This window comes from Pelomonas baiyunensis (genome assembly GCF_043555935.1).
Classification (GTDB): Bacteria; Pseudomonadota; Gammaproteobacteria; order Burkholderiales; family Burkholderiaceae_C; genus Pelomonas; species Pelomonas baiyunensis.
In genome coordinates, this window is sequence record NZ_JBIGIB010000001.1 from 949881 (window position 1) to 975585 (window position 25705).

21 protein-coding genes are annotated in these 25705 nt (G+C 68.3%); 10 read left to right on the forward strand and 11 right to left on the reverse strand.

What is annotated here, in order from left to right:
* Positions 1 to 101: 101 nt before the first annotated feature.
* From glnA to ntrC, 4 genes are all read left to right on the forward strand, one after another.
* Positions 102 to 1517, forward strand: coding sequence for a type I glutamate--ammonia ligase (gene glnA, locus ACG01O_RS04255; RefSeq protein ID WP_394381680.1), 1416 nt, complete (start codon positions 102 to 104; stop codon positions 1515 to 1517).
* Positions 1518 to 1613: 96 nt separating this feature from the next.
* Positions 1614 to 2108: a hypothetical protein gene (locus ACG01O_RS04260; protein ID WP_394381682.1), complete on the forward strand. Its 495-nt coding sequence runs from the start codon at positions 1614 to 1616 to the stop codon at positions 2106 to 2108.
* Positions 2109 to 2188: 80 nt separating this feature from the next.
* The gene (glnL, locus tag ACG01O_RS04265) at positions 2189 to 3286 is read left to right on the forward strand and encodes a nitrogen regulation protein NR(II) (protein ID WP_394381684.1); all 1098 of its coding nucleotides are present in this window, start codon (positions 2189 to 2191) and stop codon (positions 3284 to 3286) included.
* Between the two features lie 34 nt (positions 3287 to 3320).
* Positions 3321 to 4799, forward strand: a complete 1479-nt coding sequence (ntrC, locus tag ACG01O_RS04270; protein WP_394381686.1) for a nitrogen regulation protein NR(I) — start codon at positions 3321 to 3323, stop codon at positions 4797 to 4799.
* A gap of 74 nt (positions 4800 to 4873) precedes the next feature.
* Here the strand turns inward: ntrC and nirD are convergent, their stop codons facing one another.
* From nirD to ACG01O_RS04285, 3 genes are all read right to left on the reverse strand, one after another.
* Positions 4874 to 5203 carry a nitrite reductase small subunit NirD gene (nirD, locus tag ACG01O_RS04275; protein ID WP_394381687.1) on the reverse strand — a complete coding sequence of 110 codons (330 nt, stop codon included), beginning with the start codon at positions 5201 to 5203 and terminating at the stop codon, positions 4874 to 4876.
* A gap of 33 nt (positions 5204 to 5236) precedes the next feature.
* Positions 5237 to 7792, reverse strand: a complete 2556-nt coding sequence (nirB, locus tag ACG01O_RS04280) for a nitrite reductase large subunit NirB (RefSeq protein WP_394381689.1) — start codon at positions 7790 to 7792, stop codon at positions 5237 to 5239.
* A 333-nt stretch (positions 7793 to 8125) separates the two neighbouring features.
* The gene (locus ACG01O_RS04285; RefSeq protein WP_394381691.1) at positions 8126 to 10285 is read right to left on the reverse strand and encodes a hypothetical protein; all 2160 of its coding nucleotides are present in this window, start codon (positions 10283 to 10285) and stop codon (positions 8126 to 8128) included.
* Positions 10286 to 10650: 365 nt separating this feature from the next.
* Between ACG01O_RS04285 and ACG01O_RS04290 the strand changes: the two genes are divergently transcribed.
* Entirely contained in the window at positions 10651 to 12915 is a 2265-nt protein-coding gene (locus tag ACG01O_RS04290) for an ATP-binding response regulator (protein ID WP_394381693.1), read from the forward strand.
* Between the two features lie 26 nt (positions 12916 to 12941).
* Here the strand turns inward: ACG01O_RS04290 and ACG01O_RS04295 are convergent, their stop codons facing one another.
* Together ACG01O_RS04295 and ACG01O_RS04300 are read right to left on the reverse strand one after the other, a co-directional pair.
* The gene (locus ACG01O_RS04295) at positions 12942 to 13562 is read right to left on the reverse strand and encodes a response regulator (protein WP_394381695.1); all 621 of its coding nucleotides are present in this window, start codon (positions 13560 to 13562) and stop codon (positions 12942 to 12944) included.
* On the reverse strand, positions 13559 to 14527 hold the full coding sequence (locus ACG01O_RS04300) for an MBL fold metallo-hydrolase (protein WP_394381697.1): 969 nt from the start codon (positions 14525 to 14527) through the stop codon (positions 13559 to 13561). Before ACG01O_RS04300 ends, ACG01O_RS04295 begins: the two co-directional genes overlap by 4 nt.
* A 46-nt stretch (positions 14528 to 14573) precedes the next feature.
* Between ACG01O_RS04300 and def the strand changes: the two genes are divergently transcribed.
* Together def and ACG01O_RS04310 are read left to right on the forward strand one after the other, a co-directional pair.
* Positions 14574 to 15113 (forward strand): peptide deformylase, encoded by a 540-nt coding sequence (gene def, locus ACG01O_RS04305; protein ID WP_394381699.1) that lies wholly within the window; start codon positions 14574 to 14576, stop codon positions 15111 to 15113.
* Positions 15114 to 15188: 75 nt separating this feature from the next.
* Entirely contained in the window at positions 15189 to 17369 is a 2181-nt protein-coding gene (locus ACG01O_RS04310; protein WP_394381701.1) for a DUF6600 domain-containing protein, read from the forward strand.
* Positions 17370 to 17400: 31 nt separating this feature from the next.
* Here ACG01O_RS04310 and ACG01O_RS04315 read toward each other — a convergent pair whose 3' ends face one another.
* Entirely contained in the window at positions 17401 to 18045 is a 645-nt protein-coding gene (locus ACG01O_RS04315) for an arylesterase (protein WP_394381703.1), read from the reverse strand.
* On the opposite strand from ACG01O_RS04315, the gene ACG01O_RS04320 reads away from it, so the two are divergent.
* Entirely contained in the window at positions 18044 to 18715 is a 672-nt protein-coding gene (locus ACG01O_RS04320; RefSeq protein ID WP_394381705.1) for an ABC transporter ATP-binding protein, read from the forward strand. The genes ACG01O_RS04315 and ACG01O_RS04320 overlap by 2 nt on opposite strands.
* A 79-nt stretch (positions 18716 to 18794) precedes the next feature.
* On the opposite strand, the gene ACG01O_RS04325 is transcribed toward ACG01O_RS04320, so the two are convergent.
* The 5 genes from ACG01O_RS04325 to ACG01O_RS04345 form a co-directional block, all read right to left on the reverse strand.
* A complete protein-coding gene (locus ACG01O_RS04325; protein WP_394381707.1) occupies positions 18795 to 19598 on the reverse strand; it encodes a peptidylprolyl isomerase in 804 nt (267 codons plus the stop codon).
* 70 nt (positions 19599 to 19668) lie between these two features.
* Positions 19669 to 19935, reverse strand: a complete 267-nt coding sequence (locus tag ACG01O_RS04330) for a BolA family protein (protein ID WP_394381709.1) — start codon at positions 19933 to 19935, stop codon at positions 19669 to 19671.
* Positions 19932 to 20564, reverse strand: coding sequence for a septation protein A (locus ACG01O_RS04335; RefSeq protein WP_394381711.1), 633 nt, complete (start codon positions 20562 to 20564; stop codon positions 19932 to 19934). Before ACG01O_RS04335 ends, ACG01O_RS04330 begins: the two co-directional genes overlap by 4 nt.
* Positions 20561 to 20986, reverse strand: a complete 426-nt coding sequence (gene msrB / locus ACG01O_RS04340; RefSeq protein ID WP_394381713.1) for a peptide-methionine (R)-S-oxide reductase MsrB — start codon at positions 20984 to 20986, stop codon at positions 20561 to 20563. Before msrB ends, ACG01O_RS04335 begins: the two co-directional genes overlap by 4 nt.
* Positions 20983 to 22431 carry a protein adenylyltransferase SelO gene (locus ACG01O_RS04345; protein ID WP_394381714.1) on the reverse strand — a complete coding sequence of 483 codons (1449 nt, stop codon included), beginning with the start codon at positions 22429 to 22431 and terminating at the stop codon, positions 20983 to 20985. Before ACG01O_RS04345 ends, msrB begins: the two co-directional genes overlap by 4 nt.
* A gap of 133 nt (positions 22432 to 22564) precedes the next feature.
* On the opposite strand from ACG01O_RS04345, the gene ACG01O_RS04350 reads away from it, so the two are divergent.
* Both ACG01O_RS04350 and ACG01O_RS04355 read left to right on the forward strand, forming a co-directional pair.
* Positions 22565 to 24211 (forward strand): 3-(methylthio)propionyl-CoA ligase, encoded by a 1647-nt coding sequence (locus tag ACG01O_RS04350; RefSeq protein WP_394381716.1) that lies wholly within the window; start codon positions 22565 to 22567, stop codon positions 24209 to 24211.
* An 83-nt stretch (positions 24212 to 24294) separates the two neighbouring features.
* Positions 24295 to 25548 (forward strand): branched-chain amino acid ABC transporter substrate-binding protein, encoded by a 1254-nt coding sequence (locus ACG01O_RS04355; protein ID WP_394381718.1) that lies wholly within the window; start codon positions 24295 to 24297, stop codon positions 25546 to 25548.
* Positions 25549 to 25705: the final 157 nt, after the last annotated feature.

Here is a 25705-nt window from a genome sequence, read left to right on the forward strand (position 1 = left end):
TGCATCTGGCACACAACCTGCTTTAATTTTTCTCGTGGCTGCTGGCGCGCGAGCGCTGGCGGCAGCATCCCACCCCTGTCCGATTCCGCTAGGAGCTTTTGATGGCCAAGACCGTCGCCGATGTGATGAACATGGTGAAGGAGAACGAAGTCAAGTTCGTTGACTTCCGCTTCACTGATACCCGTGGCAAGGAGCAGCACGTCTCCGTGCCGGTGTCCGCTTTTGACGAAGACAAGTTCACGTCGGGCCACGCCTTCGACGGCTCGTCCATCGCCGGCTGGAAGGGCATCGAAGCCTCGGACATGCTGCTGATGCCGGACCCGAACACGGCCAACATCGACCCGTTCTTCGAAGAGCCGACCCTGATCCTGACCTGCGACGTGGTCGACCCCGCCGACGGCAAGGCCTACGAGCGCGATCCGCGTTCCCTGGCCAAGCGCGCCGAGGCGTACCTGAAGTCGTCGGGTCTGGGTGACACCGCCTACTTCGGTCCGGAACCCGAGTTCTTCATCTTCGACAGCGTGCGCTGGGGCAATGAAATGTCCGGCTCGTTCTTCAAGATCGAGTCCGAAGAAGGCGCTTGGAACTCGTCCAAGGAATACGAGCACGGCAACTCCGGCTACCGTCCCACCGTCAAGGGCGGCTACTTCCCCGTGCCCCCGGTCGACAGCGGCCAGGACATGCGCTCGGAGATGTGCCTGATCCTCGAACAGATGGGCATCCCGGTCGAAGTGCACCACCACGAAGTGGCCAACGCCGGTCAGATGGAAATCGGCACCAAGTTCAGCTCGCTGGTGCAGCGCGCTGACTGGACTCAGCTGCAAAAGTACATCGTCCAGAACGTGGCGCACGCCTACGGCAAGACGGCCACCTTCATGCCCAAGCCGCTCGTCGGCGACAACGGCAGCGGCATGCACGTTCACCAGTCCGTCTGGAAGGACGGCAAGAACCTGTTCGCCGGTGACGGCTACGCCGGCCTGAGCGATTTCGCCCTGTACTACATCGGCGGCATCATCAAGCACGCTCGCGCGCTGAACGCCATCACCAACCCGGGTACGAACTCGTACAAGCGTCTGGTGCCGGGCTTCGAAGCCCCGGTGAAGCTGGCCTACTCGGCCAAGAACCGCTCGGCCTCTATCCGCATTCCGTACGTGGCCAACCCCAAGGGCCGTCGCGTGGAAGCCCGCTTCCCGGATCCTTCCGCCAACCCGTACCTGTGCTTCGCAGCACTGCTGATGGCCGGTCTGGACGGCGTGGAAAACAAGATCCATCCGGGCGAAGCCGCCACGAAGGACCTGTACCACCTGCCGCCGGAAGAAGACGCGAAGATCCCGACCGTCTGCCACAGCCTGGACCAGGCTCTGGAGTACCTGGACAAGGACCGCGCGTTCCTGACCAAGGGTGGCGTGTTCACCGATGCGTACATCGATGCCTACATCGACCTGAAGATGCAGGAAGTGACCCGCTTCCGCATGGCCACGCACCCGGTCGAATTCGACATGTACTACGCCCTGTGATGAACGCAGGCAGCCATCCCGCTGCCTGGTCATCCCTGGAGAGGGGCCGCCCGTGCGGCCCCTTTTTCATTGCAGTGTCTGAGCCACAATGCCGCCATGCTGAATCGACTGCTGGCACCGCTGATTCTTCTGGCCAGCCTGGGCGCCCAGGCCCAGGGCCCGGTGTATCGCTGCCCGGGGCCACCGGTGCTGTACACCGACGCGCTGTCCGCCAAGGAAGCCAGCGAGAAGGGTTGCCGCACCATCGAGGGCACGCCCATCACGGTGGTGCAGGGTGCCAAACCCCGGCCGGGTGCAGCCCCCGCGCCCGATGGCCCGCGGGCCGGTGCCAATGACAACCGCGTCGACGCCGGCCAGCAGCGCGTGCGCGACGACGAGCGCCGTCGCGTGCTGCAAACCGAGCTGCGCCAGGCCGAAGAGCGCCTGTCCAGCGCGCAGCGCGAATTCAACAACGGCCAGGGCGAGCGCCGCGGCGACGAGCGCAACTACCAGAAGTACCTGGACCGCATGGGCGAGCTCAAGGACAACATCGCCCGCTACGAGGCCGACGTGCAGGCGCTCAAGCGCGAGATCGCCAAGCTGCCGTCCTGACGCTGCCGTCTCGGGACGCCGCCGTGCCGGCCGTCCCTGCGGGCGCCGTGCGCCCCTTTTCGATGGATTCGAGGCTTTTCATGCCTGATGCTTCACTCGTGCCCGCCGAATTCGCGGGCCTGGACCTGCTGGCCACCATGGTGGTGGTGGTGGGTGCCCAGGGCGACTGCCGCTTCGCCAACACTGCGTTCGAGAACGTGATGCGCGTGTCGCGCCGTGCAGTGCAAAAGGCGCAGCTGCCGGATTGGTTTGACGACGCGCAGCGCCTGACCGAAACCCTCGCCGGTGTGGCCGCCAACCAGTACTCCAGCAGCCGTTTCGACGCGCTGCTGCGCCGCGGCGCCTGGGCGCCGGAAGACGGGTTGCCGGTGCACGTCATCGTGTCGCAGATGGATGCGGCACCCGACGGCGCGCCCCGCGTGCTGGTGGAACTGATTGAAATCGCGCAGCAGGCACGCCAGGGCCGCGACGAGCGCAACCTCGATCAAGTGCAGGCCACCAAGGAGCTCACGCGCAACCTCGCGCACGAGATCAAGAACCCGCTGGGCGGCATTCGCGGCGCGGCCCAGTTGCTGGCGCTGGAGTTGCAGGACGGCAGCGCCGAGCTCACCGAGTACACGCAGGTCATCGTGCACGAGGTGGACCGCCTGCAAAGCCTGGTGGACCGCCTGCTGGCCCCGCACCGCAAGGCGCAGGTGGTGGGCGACGTCAACATCCACGAAATCTGCGAACGGGTTCGCTCCTTGGTGCTCATTGAGCACCCCAAGGGCCTCATCATCCAGCGCGATTACGACACCTCGTTGCCCGACTTCCGCGGCGACCGCGAGCAGCTCATCCAGATGGTGCTGAACATCGTTCAGAACGCCGCTCAAGTGTTGAGTTCGCGGATTGCAGCGGGCGACGCGCAGATCGTGCTGCGCACGCGGGTGGCTCGACAGGTCACCATCGGTAAGCAGCGCTGGCGCTTGGCACTGGAATTGCATATCGAGGACAACGGTCCCGGCGTCCCCGCCGAGATCCGGGATCGCATCTTCTTCCCCCTGGTCTCCGGGCGGGATGGCGGCTCGGGGCTCGGACTCACGCTTGCGCAGACGATCGCCCAGCAACACCAGGGCATGATCGATTGCGAAAGCGAGCCGGGCCTGACGAACTTTCGAATCACGCTGCCGTTGCCCTGAGCCCACGAGGTGAGGGGATCGGCTGAGGAACCTCATGAAATCCATCTGGGTTGTTGACGACGATCACTCGATCCGCTTCGTGCTGGAAAAGGCACTGGCCCGTGAAGGGCTGCCGGTGCGGTCATTCAGCAATGCGCGCGACATGCTGGCGGCGCTGGACGACGACACCCCGCAGGTGCTCGTCTCCGACATCCGCATGCCCGGCGGCTCGGGGCTGGAACTGCTCGCCAAGGTCAAAGCCCGCTTGCCGGCGCTGCCCGTCATCATCATGACGGCCTACTCCGACCTGGACAGCGCCGTGTCGGCCTTCCAAGGCGGCGCGTTCGAGTACCTGCCCAAGCCCTTTGACCTGCCGCGCGCCGTGGAGCTGATCCGCCGGGCGCAGGAAGAAAGCCAGCGTGAGGCCGGCGAGCAGGAGGCCGCCGCACAAGTGCCCGAGATGCTGGGCCAGGCCCCGGCCATGCAGGACGTGTTCCGCGCCATCGGCCGGCTCTCGCAGAGCAACGTCACGGTGATGATCACCGGCGAGAGCGGCTCGGGCAAAGAGCTGGTGGCGCGCGCGCTGCACAAGCACAGCCCGCGCGGCGAAGGCCCGTTCGTGGCCATCAACACCGCCGCCATTCCGAAAGACCTGCTGGAAAGCGAACTCTTCGGTCATGAGCGCGGCGCGTTCACCGGTGCCCAAGCCTCGCGGCGCGGCCGCTTCGAGCAGGCCGACGGCGGCACGCTGTTCCTCGATGAAATCGGCGATATGCCCTTCGAGTTGCAGACCCGCCTGCTGCGTGTGCTGTCTGACGGGCAGTTCTACCGCGTGGGCGGCCACAGCCCCATGCGCAGCAACGTGCGCGTCATCGCCGCCACCCACCAGAACCTGGAAGAGCGTGTGCGGCAAGGCGTGTTCCGCGAGGACTTGTTCCACCGCCTCAATGTCATCCGCCTGCGCCTGCCGCCGCTGCGCGAGCGCAAGGAAGACGTGCCTGCGCTGGCCCGCCACTTCCTGCAGCGCAGCGCCACGGAGCTGGGCGTGGAGCCCAAGCGCCTCTCTGACGCGGCGCTGGCCGTGCTGTCGAACTTCGAGTTCCCGGGCAACGTGCGGCAGCTGGAAAACATCTGCCACTGGCTCAGCGTGATGGCGCCCAGCCAAACGGTGGAGCCCAAAGACCTGCCCGACGAACTGCAGCCGGGCTATGTGCCGGCCCCGTCCCTGACGGCCATGACCAGCCCGGTGGTGGCCCCGCAGGCCACCTCAAGCCTGCCCGCGCCGGCGCCCGCCGCACCCGCCAACACCAGCAGTGGTGAAGGCTGGTTGGCCGACATGGCCGCTGACGCACGCGCCCGCCTCGCCGCCGGCGAGGCCGATGTGTGGGACGTGCTGACCAAGCGCTTCGAGGCCCAGCTCATCCTGACCGCACTCGACCTGACCCGCGGGCGCCGCATCGAAGCCGCGCAGAAGCTGGGCATTGGCCGCAACACCATCACGCGCAAGATTCAGGAACTCGGCCTGGACGTTTGACGCATCGCGTCCCAAGCGAAAAGGCCGGCGCCACGTGCGCCGGCCTTTTTTTGTGTTCCAGCGTTGGGGCGGGACTAGTCCAGCGCGACGTACACCCGTCCGTCCTGCACCTGCACCGCGTGCGCGCGCACCGACTGTTCCGGCGCTTCCAGGCACTCGCCGGTGCTGAGGTCGAAGTGGTTCTTGTACAGCGGTGACGCCACCACCACACGCTCACCCAGGTTGCCCACCAGCCCGCGGGCCAGCACGCTGGCGCCGGAGCGGGGGTCGACGTTGTCGATGGCGTGAAAGCGGTCGTCGCCGATGCGGAACACCGCCACGTGGCGGCCCTTCACCAGCGCGGCAACGCCGGTGTTGGGCAGGATCTGGTCCACCGTGCAGACGGGGCTGAAAGACGGGCTCATGCGGAACTCCTTGAAGGGCGGTGGGGGGGCGGATCAGGCCGGTTGTTCGTCGGGCGCTTCGTTGCGCTGGCCCGCGTGCTCGGCCACGCGTTCTTCAGCGCGGGCCGGGCGGATCTGGCCGCGCTCTTCCACGAACACGATGTGTTCATCCGGCTGGTCGCTGTTCACGAAGGAGCGGAAGCGCTGGCGCACGGCAGGCGTGGTCACGGCGGTTTTCCACTCGCATTGGTAGGTGTCAACCACGGCCTGCATCTGAGCTTCCAACTCCGCACCCAGGCCCAGCTTGTCGTCAATGACGACGGCCTTCAGGTAGTCCAGCCCGCCCTCCAGGTTGTCGCGCCAGGTGCTGGTGCGCTGCAGGCGATCGGCCGTGCGCACGTAGAACATCAAGAAGCGGTCGATGAACTTGATCAGGTCGGCCTTGGAGAGGTCGCTGGCGATCAGTTCGGCGTGGCGCGGCTTCATGCCGCCGTTGCCGCAGACGTAAAGGTTCCAGCCCTTGTCGGTGGCGATGATGCCCACGTCCTTGCCCTGCGCCTCGGCGCATTCACGCGTGCAACCCGACACGCCGAACTTGATCTTGTGCGGCGCGCGCAGGCCCTTGTAGCGGTTCTCGATCTCGACGGCCAAGCCCACCGAGTCGTCCACGCCATAACGGCACCATGTGCTGCCCACGCAGCTCTTCACGGTGCGCAGGCTCTTGCCGTAGGCGTGGCCGGACTCAAACCCAGCGGCAATCAGCTCCTCCCAGATCAGCGGCAGCTGCTCCACGCGGGCGCCGAACATGTCCACGCGGGCGCCGCCGGTGATCTTGGTGTAGAGGCCGTACTTCTTGGCGATCTGGCCTACGGCAATCAGCCCGTCCGGCGTCACCTCGCCGCCCGGCATGCGCGGCACGACGGAGTAGCTGCCGTCCTTCTGGATGTTGCCGAGGAAGTAGTCGTTGCTGTCCTGCAGGCTGGCCAGTTCGGGCTTGAGCACGAAGTCGTTCCAGCACGACGCGAAGATGCTGGCCGCGGCGGGTTTGCAGATGTCGCAGCCCAGGCCCTGGCCGTGCTGGGCCAGCAGGGCGCTGAAGGTCTTGATGCCGCCCACGCGGATCAGGTGGTACAGCTCCTGGCGCGAGTGCGGGAAGTGCTCGCACAGGTGGTTGTTCACGGCCATGCCGCGCTTGGTCATCTCCAGCTTCATCACCTGCGTGACCAGCGGCACGCAGCCGCCGCAGGTGGCACCGGCCTTGGTGCAGGCTTTGATCTCACCGATGGTGGTGCAGCCTTCGCCCACCGCAGCGCAGATCTGGCCCTTGGTGACGTTGTTGCACGAGCAGAGCTGGGCGCTGTCGGGCAGCGCGTCGGGCCCGATGCCCACCTTGGCCTTGCCGTCACTGCTGGGCAGGATCAGGAACTCCGGCTCGGGCGGCAGCTGGATGCCGTTGAGCGCCATCTGCAGCAGCGTGCCGTACTCCTCGGCGTCGCCCACCAGCACCGCGCCCAGCAGCTTCTCGCCGTTCTCGCTGACGACGATCTTCTTGTAGACCTGCTTGCGCTCGTCCACGAACTGGTAGCTGCGGCACTTGGGCGTCTTGCCGTGCGCATCGCCGATGCTGGCCACGTCCACGCCCATGAGCTTGAGCTTGGTGCTCATGTCCGCACCGGTGAAGGCGGCGGTGGCGTCGCCGGTGAGGTGGCGGGCGGCCACGCGGGCCATCTCGTAGCCCGGCGCCACCAGGCCGAAGGTCTGTTCGTTCCAGGCGGCCACTTCGCCGATGGCGTAGATGTTCCGGTCACTCGTGATGCAGTGGTCGTCCACCACGATGCCGCCGCGCGGCCCGATGGCCAACACGCACTGCCGGCCGAGCTCGTCGCGCGGGCGGATGCCGGCGGAGAACACCAGCATGTCGGTCTCCAGCCAGGTGCCGTCGGCGAACACCAGGCGGTGCCGCGCGGCGGCGCCGTCGGTGATGTCGACCGTGTTGCGGCCGGTGTGCACCGACACGCCCAGCGCCTCGATCTTTTCCCGCAGCACGCGGCCGCCGGTGTCGTCCACCTGCACGGCCATCAGGCGCGGGGCGAACTCCACCACATGCGTTTGCAGGCCCATGTCGCGCAGGGCCTTGGCGCATTCCAGCCCCAGCAGGCCGCCGCCGATGACCACGCCGCTCTTGGACACCGCGCCGCTGGCCTGCATGCCCTCCAGGTCTTCGATGGTGCGGTAGACGTGGCAGTGCGCGCGGTCGCGGCCCGGCACGGCGGGCACGAAGGGGTAGGAACCGGTGGCGATGACGAGCTTGTCGTAGTGCAGCACCTCGCCGTCGGCCGTGGTTACCGTGCGGTCGCGGCGCTCGATGGCGATGGCCCGGGCGCCCAGGCGCAACTCGAAGCCCGTGCGCTCGAAGAAGCCCGCCGGCACCAGTGACAGGTCGTCCGCCGTCTTGCCGGAGAAGAACTCCGAGAGGTGCACGCGGTCGTAGGCCGGGCGCGGCTCCTCGCACAGCACCGTCACGCGCAGCTGCGCTGCGGCGGGGCTGTCCGCGAGGGATTCAAGAAACTTCTGGCCCACCATTCCGTGGCCGATGAGGACGATGTGCATGGATTGCTGCCTGACAAGACGGCACCCGTCCGCCACGGGCGGGCAGGTGCGAAGCCACCAGTAAGAAGGCCCCGCCAGCAGAGGTCTGCTCGGTCGGGGCCGCAAGAGTCGCGCCGTTGCGCTGGGTCGCCTTCGTTGGCGAATGGGTCTGGGGCTGCGCGCGGCGTCCCCGTTCAGGTCATCGCAAAAGCCGTGCCGGGCCCGCCCGCCTGGGGCTCGCCCATGAAAAGGCCCGGCAGAACCGGGCCTGGCACAAGGCTGGTGCACAAACGCGCACGCCTGCGGTGCGCCCGGCACAGCGCGGGCGCGCCAGGCCGGGTGCAGGCGGTGGCGTCAGGGCAGGCGGCGCGTGGTGGTGACCTGGTTGCCCAGCACCATGGTGGCCACGCTGACCGAGGCCGAGGCCGTGATGCCCGTGGGCTTGGCCAGCGAGCCGGAGTTGAGCTCGCTGGTGACAAAGGTGCACTTCGTCTCGCGCCCGATGGCATTGACCTCGGCGTTCAGCAGGTAATTGCCGATGGCATCGAACAGCCCCAGGTTGCATTCGTCCACCCGCGAACCGTAGGCCGAGCCCTGCGTGTACGAGATGCTGAACACGTTATCGAGCACCGAACCGCTGGCGCTGCTGAGGGTCGTCTTGATGTCGGCCACCGAAGCCGGCGTGACGCCGGTGATGGTGGCGAACAGGTTGGACGCATTGGCCAGCGCAAAGGCCTTGGACAGCGGCACCGCCCCCACCTCGAACGGGAAGGCGCGCACCACCTTGCCCGTGCCCAGCGCCTTCAGCGCCCAGATGTAGGCCTGGCCGGCGTTCACCGGGCTTTCGTCGAGGCAGGGCGTGCCGGCGGCCGAGCCGCTGGCGGCGGCCACGTCGGTGCAACTCATCAGCGCGTCGCTGTCGCGGTAGAACTTGGTGGCGTCGGACACCACGTAGTGGCTGATGAAGCTGTTGGCCGAGCGAACCAGCGTGAGCTTGGTCTTGTCGCCCACAGGCGCACTGGGGTTGCCGCTGTAGAGCACGATGCCGGGGCCGCGGACGTCCACCGTGTCGACGTCCGCCATGCCCTTGGCCACTTCAGCGGCCACATCGGCACGCTCTAGGTGGAAGGCGCGCACCCGCTCAATGCCAGCCACCCCGGCCACCGATTCGTTGCGGGCCACGCGAGCGGCCATGTGCATCTCCACGTGCTGACCGCCGGCGAGGCGCCAACCGCCCGGGCAGCCCGCGTAGGCCGCGCCCTTGGTGTACTGCATCACGGTGGAGTCACTGTTGATCCCGATCCGCACCCAGGCGCTGGTGGGTTGGCCGGTGGCGTCCAGCCGCACCGGGGCACCGCCTTGCGTGCGGGCGTCGAGGATGGTGGTGACCTTGTTGGTGGTCGAGTTGTCCGTCAGCACGGTGATCTCATTGGCCGTCAGCGGCGTCATGTCTCGGCGGCCCAGGGACAGAACGCTGAACGAGAAGCCGCCCACCGCTGGCGCCTTGCCACTGGTCAGGAAGGCCACCAGGCCCGCCTTGTCTGCGCCGAAGCCGTTGAAGTTGGCGTCGATGAAGGGCTCGACCTGCGCTGTGCTCGGCGCCTTGAAGCCGGTGCTGGGGTACAGCGCGGCGAACGAGGCCATGCAGGCGCTGACTTCGGGCAGCACGGTCGCCACGGCATTGGCTTGCTGCACCTGCGTGGCGGTGGGCGGCGTGACGGTGAGGGCGCCGTTGCTGCCCGTCTGCCCGATCACGGCCTGCGTGGCCACCAGCGTCACCGTGGCCTGGCCGGCGCTGTTGGGGGCCACGAGCACGCGGTCCAGCACCGCGTCCAGCCCGGTGCCGTCGGCCTTGAAGGCGCCGTTCAGTGGGTCGGTGCCGCCGGTGTTGAGCGGCGCCACCATCGCGGCCACCTGCTGGGCGGCGTCTTTGAGGCGGGTGCCGGTCATCGCGTTTTGCAGTGCGGTGAGGCAGGCCGGCGCCACTGCGCCACCGCTGTTGGCCGTGCAGGCGTTCACCAGCGTGCCGCCTGCCGACTGGCCGGCTGCAGCGGCCACGATGAAGTCGGTCAGCGGCGTCAGGTTGACGGTTTGGCCCGCTGCGGTGGCGATGGAGGTCAGCATCACCTGCCGGCCGCCAGAGGTGCCGTTGACGGTGAGCAGGAAGGGGGCGGTGAGCCCGCTCACGTCCAGCGTGTAGGCGCCGGTGCCGCTGGTGACGGCCACCGGCGAGAGCTTGCCGTTGACGTCGACGGCCTGCACCGTGCCCTGAATGGCCGCGCCCGTGGCCGCCGTGCCGGTGACGGTGGTAGGCGCCGGTGCGGGGGCCGGGGCGGGCGTGGGCGCTGGGGTGGGCGCGGGTGTTGGAGCCGGAGTTGGCGCAGGAGCCGGGGTGGGGGCCGGTGCTGGCGCCGGAGCCGGGGCGTCACTGCCGCCACCGCCGCAGGCGGACAACAGCAGGGTCAGCGCGGCCGCAGCCAGGGCGCCGGAGCGGGGCAGAGGGGTGGGTTTCATGGTGGGTCCCTGAGGTGAGGCTGACGTGTGTCAGTTGCGGCGGGACCTTACGGAGCAGGGTGCGTTGCGGGTATCGGCCGAATGGCCGAAACGACGTCTGGCGTTGGGCGCTGGGCTGCTGGCGCACACGCCCCGCCTTCGAGGGCGGAGGCCGTGCCAACTCGCCCGCTCGGCATTGCGCTTCGGCCATTCGCTTCGGCCATTTGGCCGATGCCCCCGTGTGGCGCAGCGTCTACATTGCGCCAAGCTTTGCCGCGCCCATGCTGACCTGCCTTCGTTGGACTCCGCCGTCGCTGCTGCCGCTCCGGGTGGCGGGGGCTTGGCTGCGCCTGGGGCAACGGCGGGTGGGGTGGTCAACGGGGCGGTTGTTCGCACTGCTGTTCGCGCTGGTGTTGGCCGTCAGCGGGGCGCACGCCCAGGCCCCGGGCGCCCGCAGCGTCGACGCGGTGGACTGGCAGGCCGCCGACGGGGCCTGGCAGGCCGTGGCCCTGCCGGACGACTGGCGCCTGCGTGGCGTGCCGCGCCCGGGGCAGGGCCGCTACCGCGTGCAGCTCACCTGGGCGGAGGCCGACGGGGCGGGCGATTGGGCGCTGTGGTCGGCCCGCTTTCCACTGCACCACCGCGTTTGGCTCAACGGCACGGTGGTGAGCGACCTGTTGGAGGTGCCCGATGCCTTCCAGCCCCGCACCACGCCGTGGCTGGTGCGCCTGCCGCGCCAGCTGCTGCGGCCGGGCGCCAACGAGGTGCTGATTGAAGAGAAAGGCGGGCTGCGCGCCGGCCTGGGCGTGCTGCACGCCGGGCCGGTGGCCGATGTGGAGTTGAAAGCGCTGTGGTACCGCCGCATGGCCGTGGACCTGTCGCGCACGCTCAACGGGCTGGCCGGTGGCGCGGCGTTGTTTGCGCTGCTGCTGTGGGCGCGGCGGCGCCACGAGGTCACGCTGGGCTGGTACGGCGCGCTGGCCTTGCTGCTGGCGTTGCGCAACATCGCCTTCGTCGAACCCGGCGCGCCGTCACCGGCCGGGGCCGGGCAGGGCATGTACCTGCTGATCGTGGCGGTGAACGCGTTGTACGGGTTCTTCGGCGTGTCGCTTGGGGCGCCGGGTTGGCGCGCGTGGCGCGTGTGGCTGGTGGTGGTGGCGGTGGCGGCCACCATCGCCGGCCTGGTGTGGCCGGGCGATGCGGCCTCGCTGGACCGCCTGCGCCAGTGGGTGTACCCCTTGCTGACAGCCAATGCCACCGTGGCCACGGCGCTGCTGGGGCGCGCGGCCTGGCGCCAGCGGCGTCGGGGCTTCTGGCTGCTGGCCCTGCTGGGCCTGGCACTGCTGGCCGGCGGCACGTACGACATGCTGCTGCAAGGCGGGCGGCTGCCCCAGCACTGGGAATTCGTGTTGCCCTGGCTGGGGCCGTTGCTGGTGTTGATCTACGGCGGCATGTTGGGTGGCCGGCTGGTGCAGGCGCTGGCCGATTCCGAGCGCGCCGGCCAGGTGCTGGAGCAACGCGTGCGCGAGCGCACCGCGGCGCTGGAGGCCGCCAACACGGCCAAGACCCGCTTCCTCGCGGCGGCCAGCCACGACCTGCGCCAACCCATGGTCACCATCGGGGTGCTGGTGGGCGTGCTGCGGGAGCAACTGGTGTCGCCCGCCCAGCAGCGGCTGATCGGGCGCGTGGACGAAGCCGTGGCGGCCATGGAGGGCCTGCTGGCGGGCTTGCTGGACCTGTCGCGCCTGGACGCGGCGGGGCTGCGCGTGGCGCGCGAGCCGGTGAACTTGCGTGTGCTGCTGGAGGCCTTGGCGGCGCACGAACGCGAGGCCGCGGTGCAGCGCGGCCTGCGCCTGCGCGTGCGGGTGCCGGCCGAGGCCACGGTGCTGGGCGACGCGGTGCTCATCGAGCAGGTGTTGCGCAACCTGGTGGGCAATGCCCTGCGCTACACCGAGCGCGGCGGCGTGCTGGTGGGCGTGCGGCGCCGCGGCGCCCATTGGCGAGTGGCGGTGTGGGACACCGGGCGCGGCATTCCCGCTGCCGAGCAGGCGCGGGTGTTCGAGGACTTCGTTCAGCTGGACAACCCGCAGCGCGACCGCAGCCGCGGGCTAGGTCTGGGCCTGGCCATCGTGCGCCGCGCGACGGGGCTGTTGGGTGCGGAGATCCTGCTGCGCTCCACGCCAGGGCGCGGTTCGTGTTTCGCGCTGGACCTGCCGGCCGTGGATGCCGCGGCGGCGCCGCGGGCTGAATCGGCGCCACCGCCGGGGCCGGCGTTGAGCGGGCGCACCGTGTGCCTGGTGGAAGACGACGACGGCGCCCGCGAGGCCTTGCGCCTGCGCTTGCAGGCGTGGGGCGGTGAGGTGGTGGCACTGGCGTCTCCGGCCGAGTTGCGCGAGGGGCTGGCCGAGGGCCGCTGGCCGGCGTTCGACCTGTTGGTGACCGACATGCGCTTGCCCGGTGGCAGCGGGCTGGACGTGGTGGCTGCGCTGCGTGCAGCGCAAGGGCCGGTGCCTGCCGTCATCGTCACGGGCAACACCGCGCCGGAGGATCTGGCCGAACTCGGCGCCAGCGGCCTGCCGGTGGTGCACAAGCCCTTCCGCGCGGAGCAGTTGGCGCAGGCGCTGCGCCCGCTGGTGAACGGGCCCGTTTGAATGGTGCGGGTAGGGCCTGGGCGTGATCAGGCCGCAGGGAACTTCAGCCCCAAGCGCGCGGCAGCCATGACGGCCTGCGTGCGGCTGGACACGCCCAGGCGCCGGTACACCGCTTCCAGGTGCGTCTTCACGGACGACTCCGACAGCCCCAGGTGCCGGCAAATCAGTTTGTTGGACTGCCCTTGAATCAACAGCCGCAGCACATCCCGCTGGCGGGGCGTGAGTTCGTGCGTGGTGTCCACCGCGGGCGAGGGGGCTTGCGCCAGCAAGGCCGGCGGCAAGGGCACGCCGCCCTCCAGCGTGGCAGACAGCGCAGCCAGCAGCTGCCGGCTGTCGGCTTTTTTGGGCACGAAGCCGCTGGCGCCGAGTTCGATCGCGGCGCGCACGGTGTCAGGCCGGTCGTCGGCCGAGATCACCACGGTGCGGGTCTGAGGCGCGTGGGTGCGCACCGCATGTACGGCCTCCATGCCGGTGGCGTCGGGCAGGCTCAGGTCCAGCAGCACCAGCTCGAAGCGGTCGTCCAGCAGGCGCAGCGCGTCGGCCAGTGTGCCGGCCTGGTGCACCTGGGCGTCGGGGAAGCGGGCTTCGATCAGCCCGGTCAGCGCCTCGGCCAGCAGGCGGTGGTCGTCCACCAGCAGGATGTTCATGGCGCGGCGCGCTCCAGCCACACCTCCAGGCCTTGAGCGTTCAGTTCAGCGTCCATGGCCAGCCAGTCGGCGGCCTCGGCGGGCTGGGTGTGGCCGTGTGCAGCCAGCCGGGCGAGGTAGCCGCTCAGCAGCCGGTCGCGCAGTTGGGTGTGGCGGTCCGGGGCGTGGCGCAAGGCCTGGGCGGCGGCCACCATCTCGTCCACCTGCGCCACCAGCTCGGCGGCCAGGCGCTGCACTTCGCCTTCGGAGCCGCCTACCCGGCCGTAGTGCGTCAACTGCATGGCCACGGGCTCCGCCGCCAACAGGCGCTGCACCGTGGCCTTCAGTGCGTCCGGCTCGAACTGCACTGGCGTGCTGGTGGGCAAGATCCACGCGCGCCCTGCCACGTCGAACACGCGGTACGAAAGCCCGAATGTGTCGCCCGTGAACCAGCTGCGGCTGCGGGCGTCCCAAATGGCATGGTGGTGCTTGGCGTGGCCGGGGGTGTCGATCAGGCGCAGGGGCCGCCCGGCCAGGTGGATGACCTGCTCGTCGTGCGAAGCCTCGGCGCGCTCCGCCGGCACCGGCACCAGCTTGCCGTAGCTGCGCTGCATTTCGGCCTCGCCGTACACGGTGAGGGCGCTCAGCCACAGGGCCTTCGGGTCCACCATGTGGCGTAGGCCGCGGGGGTGCACGAGCGCGCGCGCCTGGGGCAGCGATTGCATCAACAGGCCCACGCCGCCGGCGTGATCCAGGTGCACGTGGGTCGGGATCACCCAGTCCACAGCGTCCGGGCTCAGCCCCAGCGCGGTCAGCGCGGCCAGCAGGCGCGGCACGGCGTGGTTGGTGCCGGTGTCGATGAAGGCCGCCCGGCCGTCTTCCACCATCAGGTAGGCCGCATCGAAGCGTGGGCGCTGGAAGCCGGTGTCGATGGCGTAGATGCCATGGCCAAGGTCTTCGAGGAAATCGGGCAGCGGAGCGGGCATGGTGGCGTTTCTAGAATGGTCGGGACGATAGTCCAAGGAGGCCCGATTGGCGGTTCACGAGATTTTGAAAATGGGCGATCCGCGCTTGCTGCGCGTGGCCCAGCCCGTCACGGAGTTCGGCACGCCGGCCCTGAAGGCGCTGATTGCCGACATGTTCGAGACCATGGCAGCGGCCAACGGCGCGGGCCTGGCCGCGCCCCAGATCGGCGTGGACCTGCGGCTCGTCATTTTCGGCTACACGAAGAACGTGCGGTACCCGGACGCGCCGCCGGTGCCGCCCACGGTGCTGATCAACCCGGTGATTGAAGTGCTGGAGGGCGGGCGCACCGAGGGCTGGGAGGGCTGCCTGTCAGTGCCGGGCCTGCGTGGCGTGGTGGCGCGTGATGAGCGCATCCGCTACACCGGGTTCGACGCTGACGGCCAGCCCATCGACCGCGTGGCGGAGGGTTTCCACGCCCGCGTGGTGCAACACGAGTGCGATCACCTGGACGGCATCCTCTACCCCATGCGGGTGACTGACTTCACGCGCTTCGGCTTCACCTCGGTGCTCTTCCCCGAGCTCGACCCCCACGCCGACGACGACTGAATCTGCAAGGTTTGTAAGCGCCGTCCACCGAGCGCTGCCCTGGTGCGTTAGCGTGCCATCAAGGAGCTTCACGCCATGGCCCTGTCTGCCGCCCCTTCGTACGTCCTGACCCGCCGCACCTGGCGGGTGTTGGCGCTGAGCCTGCTGTTCGCCCTGGCCCCGATGGCCAAGGCGCAAGACGGCCTGCGAGACCCCCCCAGCCGCGCCGCGCGCGTGGTGGAGGTGGTGGGCGACGCCTGGCTCTTCGACCACGAAACCCGCGAGTGGCTGCGGCTGACCCGCAACCAGACCGTGGGCGAGGGCGACCGGGTGCGCACCGATGAGCGGGGCCGGGTGAGCTTGCGCACCGGGTCCACCACCATCTGGCTGGACGAACGCAGCGACCTGGAACTGAGCCAGCTCGACGACGGGCAAACCCTGCTGCAACTCGACCGGGGTGATGTGGCCGTGCGCCTGCGCTCGGCCGAGAACGCCGCCGAGACCCGCCTGCGCACGCGCGAGGGCACGGCCCAGCCCGAGCGCGAGGGTCTGTACCGCGTGGAACAACTGGACCGTGGCAGCAAGGTGTACGTGTGGCAGGGCCGCATGCGCTTTGACTGGGCACGCCCGGCGTCGCCCGTGTGGATGAGTACCGGCGAACAGGTCGAGCTCTGGTGGCCCGACAGCCCGCGCGCCGAGCGTGGGCCGCTGTACGCCGACGGCTTCGGCGATTGGGTGCTGGCCGAGAGCCGGGAAGAGGGCGACCGCCCGGTGGCGCGCTACGTGTCACCCGAGATGACCGGCGCTGAAGACCTGGACCGCCATGGCCGCTGGGAGTCGGCGCCCGAGTACGGTACGGTCTGGATTCCCACCACGATGGTCGTTGCCGACTGGGCTCCCTACCGCTACGGGCGCTGGGTGTGGTCGCGCCACTGGGGCTGGACCTGGGTGGACGATGCCCCCTGGGGTTTTGCCCCCTTCCATTACGGCCGCTGGGTGATGTGGGGCGGGCGCTGGTGCTGGGCGCCGGGCGCTTACGTGCACCGGCCGGTGTACGCCCCGGCCCTGGTGGGCTGGGTGGGCAGCGGCGCTGTGACGGTGGGCATTGGGGTGGGCGGCCGGCCCGTGCCGCCGCAGTTCGGCTGGTACCCCCTCGCACCGCGCGAAGTGTTCGTGCCCGGCTATCGGCATTCGCCTCGCTACGTGGGGCGGATCAACGATCCGCGAGATTTGCGCGACCCGGTCACCGTGCAGCGCCCCCATCGGTATCGCGAGGTGCCGGGCGCGGTGAGCGTGCTGCCGGCGCCCGGTGCGGCCATCCAGCCGCTGCCCGTGCGCGGTCCGGATCGCCGACCTGACCCGGGCTGGACCCGCCCGTTGCCCTCCGCACCCGGACGCTCGGATTTGGCGCCTGCGTTGCCGAGCCTGCCGGTTCGCCCGCCCGAGGGTGATCGTCGTCCGGCGCCGCGCGCCCCGGAGGGGGGCGCCCCCGTGCCGCCGGCGTGGCGCAGTGAGGGCGCCTTGCCCGTGCGCCGCGACGGCCGCGTGGACGCCCCCCCGGCCATGCTGGCGCCCGCCCCCGTGACCGTGCCGACCACGCCCCCCGCCGCCGTGCCGGCGCCCGGTCACGACAACCTGCCGCTGCGCGGCGTCAACCGCGACGCCCAACAGCGCGAGGCACAACAGCGCGAGGCACAGCAGCGCGAGGCACAGCAGCGCGAGATGCAGCAACGCGAGATGCAGCAACGCGAGATGCAGCAACGCGAGATGCAGCAGCGCGAGATGCAGCAGCGTGAGATGCAGCAGCGTGAGATGCAGCAGCGCGAGATGCAGCAACGCGAGATGCAGCAACGTGAGACGCAGCAACGTGAGATGCAGCAACGTGAGATGCAGCAACGTGAGATGCAGCAACGTGAGACGCAGCAACGTGAGATGCAGCAACGTGAGATGCAGCAACGTGAGATGCAGCAACGTGAGGCACAGCAACGCGAGATGCAGCAACGCGAGATGCAGCAACGCGAGATGCAGCAACGTGAGATGCAGCAACGTGAGATGCAGCAGCGCGAGATGCAGCGCCGCGAGGAGCAGATGCGGCGCCAACCGCAACCCGAGCGGGGTGCCGATCTGCCCCGTGTGCAAATGCCGCCCGCTGCGTCACCCGCGCCCAATGTGCCGCGCGCCCAGCCACGCGACGATGGCCCGCAGCGGGGGCGTCAGGATGGCGTGCCGGTGAAGCGTGACAAGCAACCCGGCGACGGCCGCCAGAACGAGCGTTGAACCTGCCGACCTGAAGCCGGCCGCGCCGGCTTCAGAGCAGCCGTGAGAGGGCCGCCCACACGTTGTCCAGCATCACCGGGTGGGCGCGTGCCACCGGGTGAATGCGGTCGGGCTGGAACCAGTCGGCGGCATCGGCCCGGTCGGCCACGCCCTTGAGCAGGAAGGGCACCAGCGGCGCCTTGGTTTGCCGGGCCACATCCGCGAACACCGCCTCGAAATCGCGCGTGTACGCTGCGCCGTAATTGGGCGGCACTTGCATGCCCACGATCAGCACTTTGGCGCCAGCCGCCTGAGCCGCTTGCGTCATGGCCAGCAGGTTGTCACGGGTGCTGGCCAAGGGCAGGCCGCGCAGTGCGTCGTTGCCGCCCAGTTCCACCACCACCACCGACGGGCGGTGCGCCTTCAGCGCGGCCGGCAACCGGCTGCGCCCCCCGGCCGTGGTGTCGCCACTGATGCTGGCGTTCACCACCCGATGCGGCTTCTTCTGCGCGGTGAGCCGTTGCTGCAGCAAGGCCACCCAGCCGTCGCCGGCCTTGAGGCCGTATTCGGCCGACAGGCTGTCGCCCACCACCAGCACCACCGGGCCTTGCGCGGCGGCCCATGTCCCTGAGGACGCGCCGAGCAGCACCCCCAAGCTACAGTGCGCCACCAACGCCCGCCGACGCAATCCCGACATGCCCGAAGTCCTTGTTCAAGTTGATCACATCACCAAGCGCGTTTGTGACGCCGCCGGGGAGCTGACGATTCTGCATGACATCAGTTTCTCCCTCGCGGCGCAGGAATCGGTGGCCATCGTCGGTGCCTCGGGCTCGGGCAAGAGCACGCTGCTGGCCATCCTCGCGGGGCTGGACACGCCCAGCAGTGGCCACGTTCGGCTGCGCGGGCAAGACCTGTTCGTGCTGGATGAAGACGCGCGCGCCGCGCTGCGGGCGCAAGAGCTGGGCTTCGTGTTCCAGAGCTTTCAGCTGCTGCCCAACCTGAATGCGCTGGAGAACGTGATGCTGCCGCTGGAGTTGCGCGGCGACCGCCAGGCCCGCGATCAAGCCGCGGCGATGCTGGCGCGCGTGGGCCTGGGTGAGCGCCTGTCGCACTACCCGCGCGTGCTCTCGGGCGGAGAGCAGCAACGCGTGGCGCTGGCCCGCGCGTTCGTGCAGCGTCCGGCGCTGCTGCTGGCGGACGAACCCACCGGCAGCCTCGACTTCGCCACAGGCGCCGCCGTGATGGAGCTGATGTTCGAACTCAACCGCGAGGCCGGCACGACCCTGGTGCTTGTCACCCACGACCGCGAAATCGCGGCGCGCTGCGACCGCCAATTGCGCATTGAGGCCGGGCGATTGGCCGCCTGAAAACGAAAAAGCCCGCAGGGCGCAAGGCGCTGCGGGCTTCGGTGGCGGCGCGGCTGCGGAAGGCAGCCGTGGCGGCCGATTACTTGCTGAAGGTGTAGTCCGTCTTGGCCTTCTTCACCAGGCTTTCCTGGAATTCGGCCATCTTCTGCTGTTCGATGCGCTGCTTGATTTGCGCCTTCACATCGTCGAACGCCGGGAAGGACGCCGGGCGGGTGTCTTCCAGCTTGATGACGTGGTAGCCAAACTGGCTCTTCACGGGCTCGGCGGTCACTTCACCCTTTTGCAGGGCCACCATGGCCTTGCTGAATTCGGGCACGAAGTTGTTGGGGTTGGCGAAGTCCAGGTCGCCACCGTTCTGGGCAGAGCCGGTGTCCTTGGAGTTCTTCTTGGCCAGGTCTTCAAAGCTGGCGCCGGCCTTGATCTGGGCGATCAGGGCCTTGGCGTCTTCTTCCTTGTCCACCAGGATGTGGCGGGCACGGTATTCCTGGCCGCTGTTGGCGGCCTTGAACTTGTCGTACTCGGCTTGGGCATCAGCGTCGCTGACCGCGTTCTTGGCCTTGAAGTCCTCCATCAGGCCGCGGATCAGCAGCATCTGGCGGGCGAGTTCCATCTGGGCCTTGTAGTCGGCGCTTTGCGGCACGCCGCGCTTCTCGGCTTCCTGCATGAAGATTTCGCGGCGCACGACTTCGTCCTTGACCTGGGCTTCCAGTTCGGGCGAACGCTGTTGCTGGCCGCTCTTGGTGACCTGCTGGATCAACGCCTCGACGCGAGCCTTCGGCACGGCCTTGCCGTTGACGGTGGCGACGTTCTGCGCGACTGCAGCAGCCGGCAGCAGGGCCGAAACGGTGGCCGCGACGACGGCGGCGAGCGCAAACTTCTTCATGAGTAGGTGTGAATCAGGCTAAAAAAATCGCGCCCGGTCAGGGCGCGCGGTTCGATCACGCTCGACCTGATCAACGCTCGCCCGGGGCTCGGGCGTCGATGGCCAGCGCGTGAATGCCACGCTGCATCAGGTCGGACAAACAATGATAAACGAGGCGATGGCGGGCCACCCGTTGCAGTCCGGTAAAGCGATCGGACACGACAGCCACGTGAAAGTGGCCGCCTTCCTTGGCCCCGGCGTGGCCGGCGTGCAGGGCGCTGTCGTCACGCAGCGTGAGTTCGGTCGGAGCCAGTTCGGCGCGCAGCCGCGCTTCGATGTCTTGGGTCAGCGAGCTCATGCCTTGGGCCCTTCTTCGGGCGGCAGGTGCTTGCCCAGGTACAGGCCTTGGGCCAGCGTGAACAGCACGATGAGCCCGGTGACGCCGAACACCTTGAAGTTGGCCCATGCTGACGTGGTGAAGTGATAGGCCACGTACAGGTTGGCCACGCCCATGGCGGCGAAGAACAGCACCCAGGCGCGGTTCAGGCGCAGCCACACGGCGTCCGGCAGGTGCAGCTCTGCCCCCAGCATCTTCTGGATCAGGTTCTTTCCGAACCAGGCCTGCGAGATCCACAGCGTGAGCGCCATGGCCCAGTGCAGGCCGGTGGGCTTCCACTTGATGAAGGTGTCGTTGTGGAACCAGACGGTGGCGCCGCCCAGCACCACCACCAGCGCGAGGCTGATCCACAGCATCAGGTCGATCTTCTTGCCGCGCAGCTTCAGCACGGCGGCCTGGGCGAGGGTGGCCAGCATCACCACCACGGTGGCCAGCAGCACAGGTGCTTCCTGCGGACCAACGGTGCCGCCTTGCACCAGAAAACCGAAGTGCTGTGTGGCCAGGGCGGCCGCAGCGTCCGGGTTGCCTTCGGCGCCCTTGAAGGCGACGAAGAACAGGATCAGCGGCAGGAAGTCGAGCAGCAGTTTCATGGGGCGGAATTGTCGGCCACGAAATCAATCGCGGCCGAGTTGATGCAGTAACGCTCGCCCGTGGGCTGCGGGCCGTCGGGGAAGACATGCCCCAGGTGCGAGCCGCAGCGGTTGCAACGCACCTCCACGCGCACCATGCCGTGGCTGCGGTCCACCACGCGCTCGATGACTTCGCCGTTCACCGGCGCCCAGTAGCTGGGCCAGCCGCAGCCGGCGTCGAACTTGGTGTCCGCCTCGAACAGCGGCGTGCCGCAGCCGACACAGTTGTAGCGGCCGTGCTCGAAGTGGTCCCAGTACTTGCCGGTGAAGGCGCGTTCGGTGGCGGCATGGCGGGCCACCTGGTACTGCATCGGGTCGAGCTGCTCGCGCCACTCGGCATCGGTCTTCTGGACGGGGTAGGTCTTGCTGGAATCGTGGCTCATGATGAACAGGACACTTCAAGGGTGGAGGCCCAGTCGGGCGGCAGGGCTGCGTCGCCGGGGTTCTCGGGTTCGTCGAACGGGCGGCTCAGAACTTTCAGCAGGCGCTCGGTTTCGCTGAAGTCGCCGCGCTCGGCCGCGCGGATGGCGCCTTCGGCGAGGTGGTTGCGCAGCACCACGGCCGGATTGACCGCCCGCATGCCGGCCTGCGCCGACGCCGTGGTGCGCTGGCGCCAGCGGGCCAGCCAGGCGTCCAGCGCGTCGCGGTCGATGAACAGGTCGCGCAGCGGCTCGGGCGTGTGCCAGGCGTCGGCCAGGCGGCGAAAGCTCAGGGTGAAGTCGGTGCGCGAGGCGGCCATGAGTTTCAGAAAGTCGTCGATCAGGGCCTGATCGCTCGCGTCACTGCCGGCAAGGCCGAGCTTGGCGCCCATGCGCTGCTGCATGGCCTGGGCGAAGTGGCTGCGGTAGCCCTCCACGGCGTCCAGCAGTTGTTCACCGGCGGCCTCGGGCTCGCCCGGCATCAGCGGCAGCAGTGCCTGCGCGAGGGCATGCAGGTTCCAGAAGGCGACGGCGGGTTGACGCGCGTAGGCGTAGCGGCCGCGGTCGTCGCTGTGGTTGCAGATGTGGCCCGGGTCGAAGGCGTCCATGAAGCCGAAGGGGCCGTAGTCCAGCGTGAGGCCCAGCATGGACATGTTGTCGGTGTTCATGACGCCGTGACAGAACCCCAGCGATTGCCAATGCGCCATCAGCTCCGCGGTCTGACGCGCCACGCGGGCCAGCAAGGCCACCACGGGCTGCGGCGCTTCGGCGCACTCCGGGGCGTGGTGGCGAATGAACCAGTCGGCCAGTTGCCGCAGGGCCTCGGGCTGCCCGTGGTGGGCGAAGTGCTCGAAGTGGCCGAAGCGCACGAAGCTGGGTGCCACCCGCGTCACCACGGCGGCGGTTTCAACACGTTCGCGCATCACGGGCAAGGCGGAGCCGGTGATGCACAGGGCACGGGTCGTGGGCACGCCCAGGGCGGCCATGGCCTCGGAACACAGGAACTCGCGGATGGACGAGCGCAGCACGGCGCGCCCATCGCCCCGGCGGGAATAGGGCGTGAGCCCGGCGCCCTTGAGTTGCAGTTCGTGCGGGCCGTGGGGCGTGGCCACTTCGCCCAGCCACAGTGCCCGGCCGTCGCCCAACTGGCCGGCCCACACCCCGAACTGGTGCCCGCTGTAGACGGTGGCCAGCGGCCGCATGCCGGGCCAGCAGGCGCGCCCTGCCATCGCGTCGAGCGCTTGCGGGGCGTCGGCCCAGTGTGCGGGCCAGCCCAGCAGTTCGGCGCATGCGGGGCTGCGTGCCACCCAATGCGGGTCCGGCAGGCCTTGGGGCGGGAGTTCGGTGAAGAAGTTCGGCCCGAGTTCGGCGAAGCGGTGGGTCCAGGTCAGACCGTCAAACGGATGCATTGCCCCAGTTTAGTGAGGGGGCTTTTGCCTGGCTCGGCTGGGTGTTTCCCCGGGGGCTTGGGGTCGCGGTTGTGACGTTGAGGGATTTGAGCGCGGGGCTAGACTGGGCCGACAAGACCGCCAGGAGACAACCATGGCATTGATGGGCCGCATGATGTCCGACCCATTGCTGATTTCGTCGTTGCTGAGGCACGCCGAGCGGCATTCGGGCGATACCGAAATCGTCAGCAAGCGCGTGGAGGGCGACCTGCACCGCACCACGTGGCGTGAAGTGGCGAAGCGTTCTCGCCAAACGGCGCAAGCCCTGGCGCGCTTGGGCTGTGAGCCCGGCGACCGCGTGGGCACCCTGGCCTGGAACGGCTACCGCCACCTTGAGATTTACTACGGCACGTCGGGCGCGGGCTTGGTGTGCCACACCATCAATCCGCGCCTGTTCCCGGAGCAGATCGTCTGGATTGCCAACGACGCGGCCGACCGGGTGCTGTGCTTTGACGCGACCTTCCTGCCGCTGGTGGAGAAGATTGCGCCGGCCCTGACGTCGGTGAAGCACTTCGTGCTGATGACCGACCGGGCGCACATGCCCGCCGGCACGGCGATTCCCAATTTGCTCTGTTTTGACGATCTGCTCGCGGCAGAGAGTGGCGACTACGCCTGGCCGCAGTTCGACGAGAACACGGCGTCCAGCATTTGCTACACCTCGGGCACCACCGGCAACCCCAAGGGCGCCGTGTACAGCCACCGCTCGACCGTGCTGCACGCATACGCCGCAGCACTGCCGGACGCGATGGACTGCTCGGGGCGCGACGTCATCCTGCCCGTGGTGCCCATGTTCCATGTGAACGCTTGGGGGCTGCCCTACAGCGCCGCCATCGTGGGTTGCAAGCTGGTGATGCCCGGGCCGCACCTGGACGGCAAGAGTCTTTATGAGCTGTTCGAGGGCGAGCAGGTCAGCTTCAGCGCCGGCGTGCCCACGGTGTGGTTGGGCTTGCTGAACTACGTGAAGGCCAACAACCTCAAGTTCTCCAGCTTCAAGCGCACCGTCATCGGTGGGTCGGCGTGTCCGCCGGCGATGATGAAGTCGCTGCAAGACGACTACGGCGTGGAAGTGATTCACGCCTGGGGCATGACCGAGATGTCGCCCCTGGGCACGCTGTCCAAGCTCACCACGCGGCAACTGGCCTTGCCGCGCGAGGCGCAGCAGCGGCTGCTCGAAAAGCAGGGCCGCACCATCTACGGCGTGGACATGGCCATCATCGACGACGACGGTCGTTCGTTGCCCTGGGACGGTCAGAGCGCCGGCAACCTGGTCGTGCGCGGGCACTGGGTCATTGCCAAGTACTTCAACCACGACACCTCACCGCTGGTGAGCGTGGACGGCGAACCGGGCTGGTTCCCGACGGGCGACGTGGCCACCATCGATGCCGATGGCTTCATGCAGATCACCGACCGCAGCAAGGACGTGATCAAGTCCGGCGGCGAGTGGATCTCGTCCATCGATCTGGAAAACATTGCGATGGCCCACCCGGCCGTGCATGAGGCGGCGGTGATTGCGGCCAAGCACCCGAAGTGGGACGAGCGGCCGCTGCTGGTGGTGGTGAAGAAACCCGACGCCACGTTGACGCGCGAGGAGATGCTGGCTTTCTACGAGGGCCGCATCGCCAAGTGGCAGATCCCGGATGACGTGGTGTTCGTGCCAGAGATTCCGCACACCGCGACGGGCAAGGTGCAAAAACTCAAGTTGCGTGACCAGTTCCTGAACCACACGCTGCCCACCGCTTGAGCGGCCGGGTAAGCCCCCAATCGCGGCGCCGGCCCGCTGGATTAACTTTCGTTCACATTCAAGCCACAACACAGGAGACAAGCATGTTCGACACGATCTCGACCCGCTCCCCGATTCGCATGGCGGCCGCGGCAGCCGCACTGGCGATGGCTGCAGCCGGTGCGCAGGCGCAGAAGGGTGAAACGGTCAAGCTGGCCTACATCGATGCGCTCTCCGGCCTGATGGGTCCCGTGGGCCAGAACCAGGTCAAGACCTTCCAGTTCCTGGGTGAAAAGTTCAACAAGAGCAACCCGGCTGGCGTGAAGTTCGAGGTGGTCACCTTTGACAACAAGCTGAGCCCGGCGGAGTCGCTGAACCTGCTGAAGGCAGCGGCTGACCAGGGCATTCGCTACATCATGCAAGGCAACGGCTCCAGCGTGGCGCTGGCGTTGAGCGATGCGGTCGCCAAGCACAACGAGCGCAACCCGGGCAAGGAAATCGTCTACCTGAACTACTCGGCGGTGGACCCGGACCTGACCAACAGCAAGTGCAGCTACTGGCACTTCCGCTTCGACGCGGACACCTCGATGAAGATGGAGGCGCTGACCACGTTCATGAAGGATCAGGCCGACGTCAAGAAGGTGTTCCTGCTGAACCAGAACTACGCCCACGGCCACCAAGTGGCCAAGTACGCCAAGGAAATGCTGGGCCGCAAGCGGCCTGACGTGCAGATCGTCGGCGAAGACCTGCACCCGCTCGCGCAGGTGCGTGACTTCGCGCCTTATGTCGCCAAGATCAAGGCCAGCGGTGCCGACACGGTCATCACCGGCAACTGGGGTTCGGACTTGGCACTGCTGGTCAAGGCCGCCAACGAGGCGGGCTACAACGGCAAGTTCTTCACGTACTACACCGGCGTGACCGGCACGCCCACGGCGCTGGGCACCGGCGGTGCAGGTCGCGTGTTCCAGGTGGCCTATAGCCACTACAACATGGGCGGTCAGGCACAAAAGGACGCTGAGGAGTACAACAAGAAGTTCAACGATGACATGTACACGTTGAGCATCCAGCACATCTACACGATGCTGAGCCAGGCCATGGCCAATGCCAAGTCCACCGACCCGGTGAAGGTGGCAGCCGCGCTGGAAGGTCTGTCGGTGAAGAGCTTCAACGGCGAAGTCACCATGCGCAAGACCGACCACCAACTCCAGCAGCCGCTGTTCATCTCGGTCTGGCAGAAGGCGGACGCCAAGTACCCCTACAGCCCCGAGAAAACCGGCATGACGCTGGCCCCGGTGAAGCAGTACGACAGCTACGTGTCGTCGACCCCCACCTCCTGCCAAATGAAGCGGCCGGGCTAAGCCGGTCGACTCATCTTGCTGCTGCGCGGGCCGATCTCGGGCTCGTGGTGCTCGCCGTACGGGAGTACGGCTGCGCGCCTCGACCCCGACCTCGACCCGCTCGCGACGCAAGCTGAGCCAACCGCAGCGCTCATCTTGCAACGATTGCTCTGAGGGT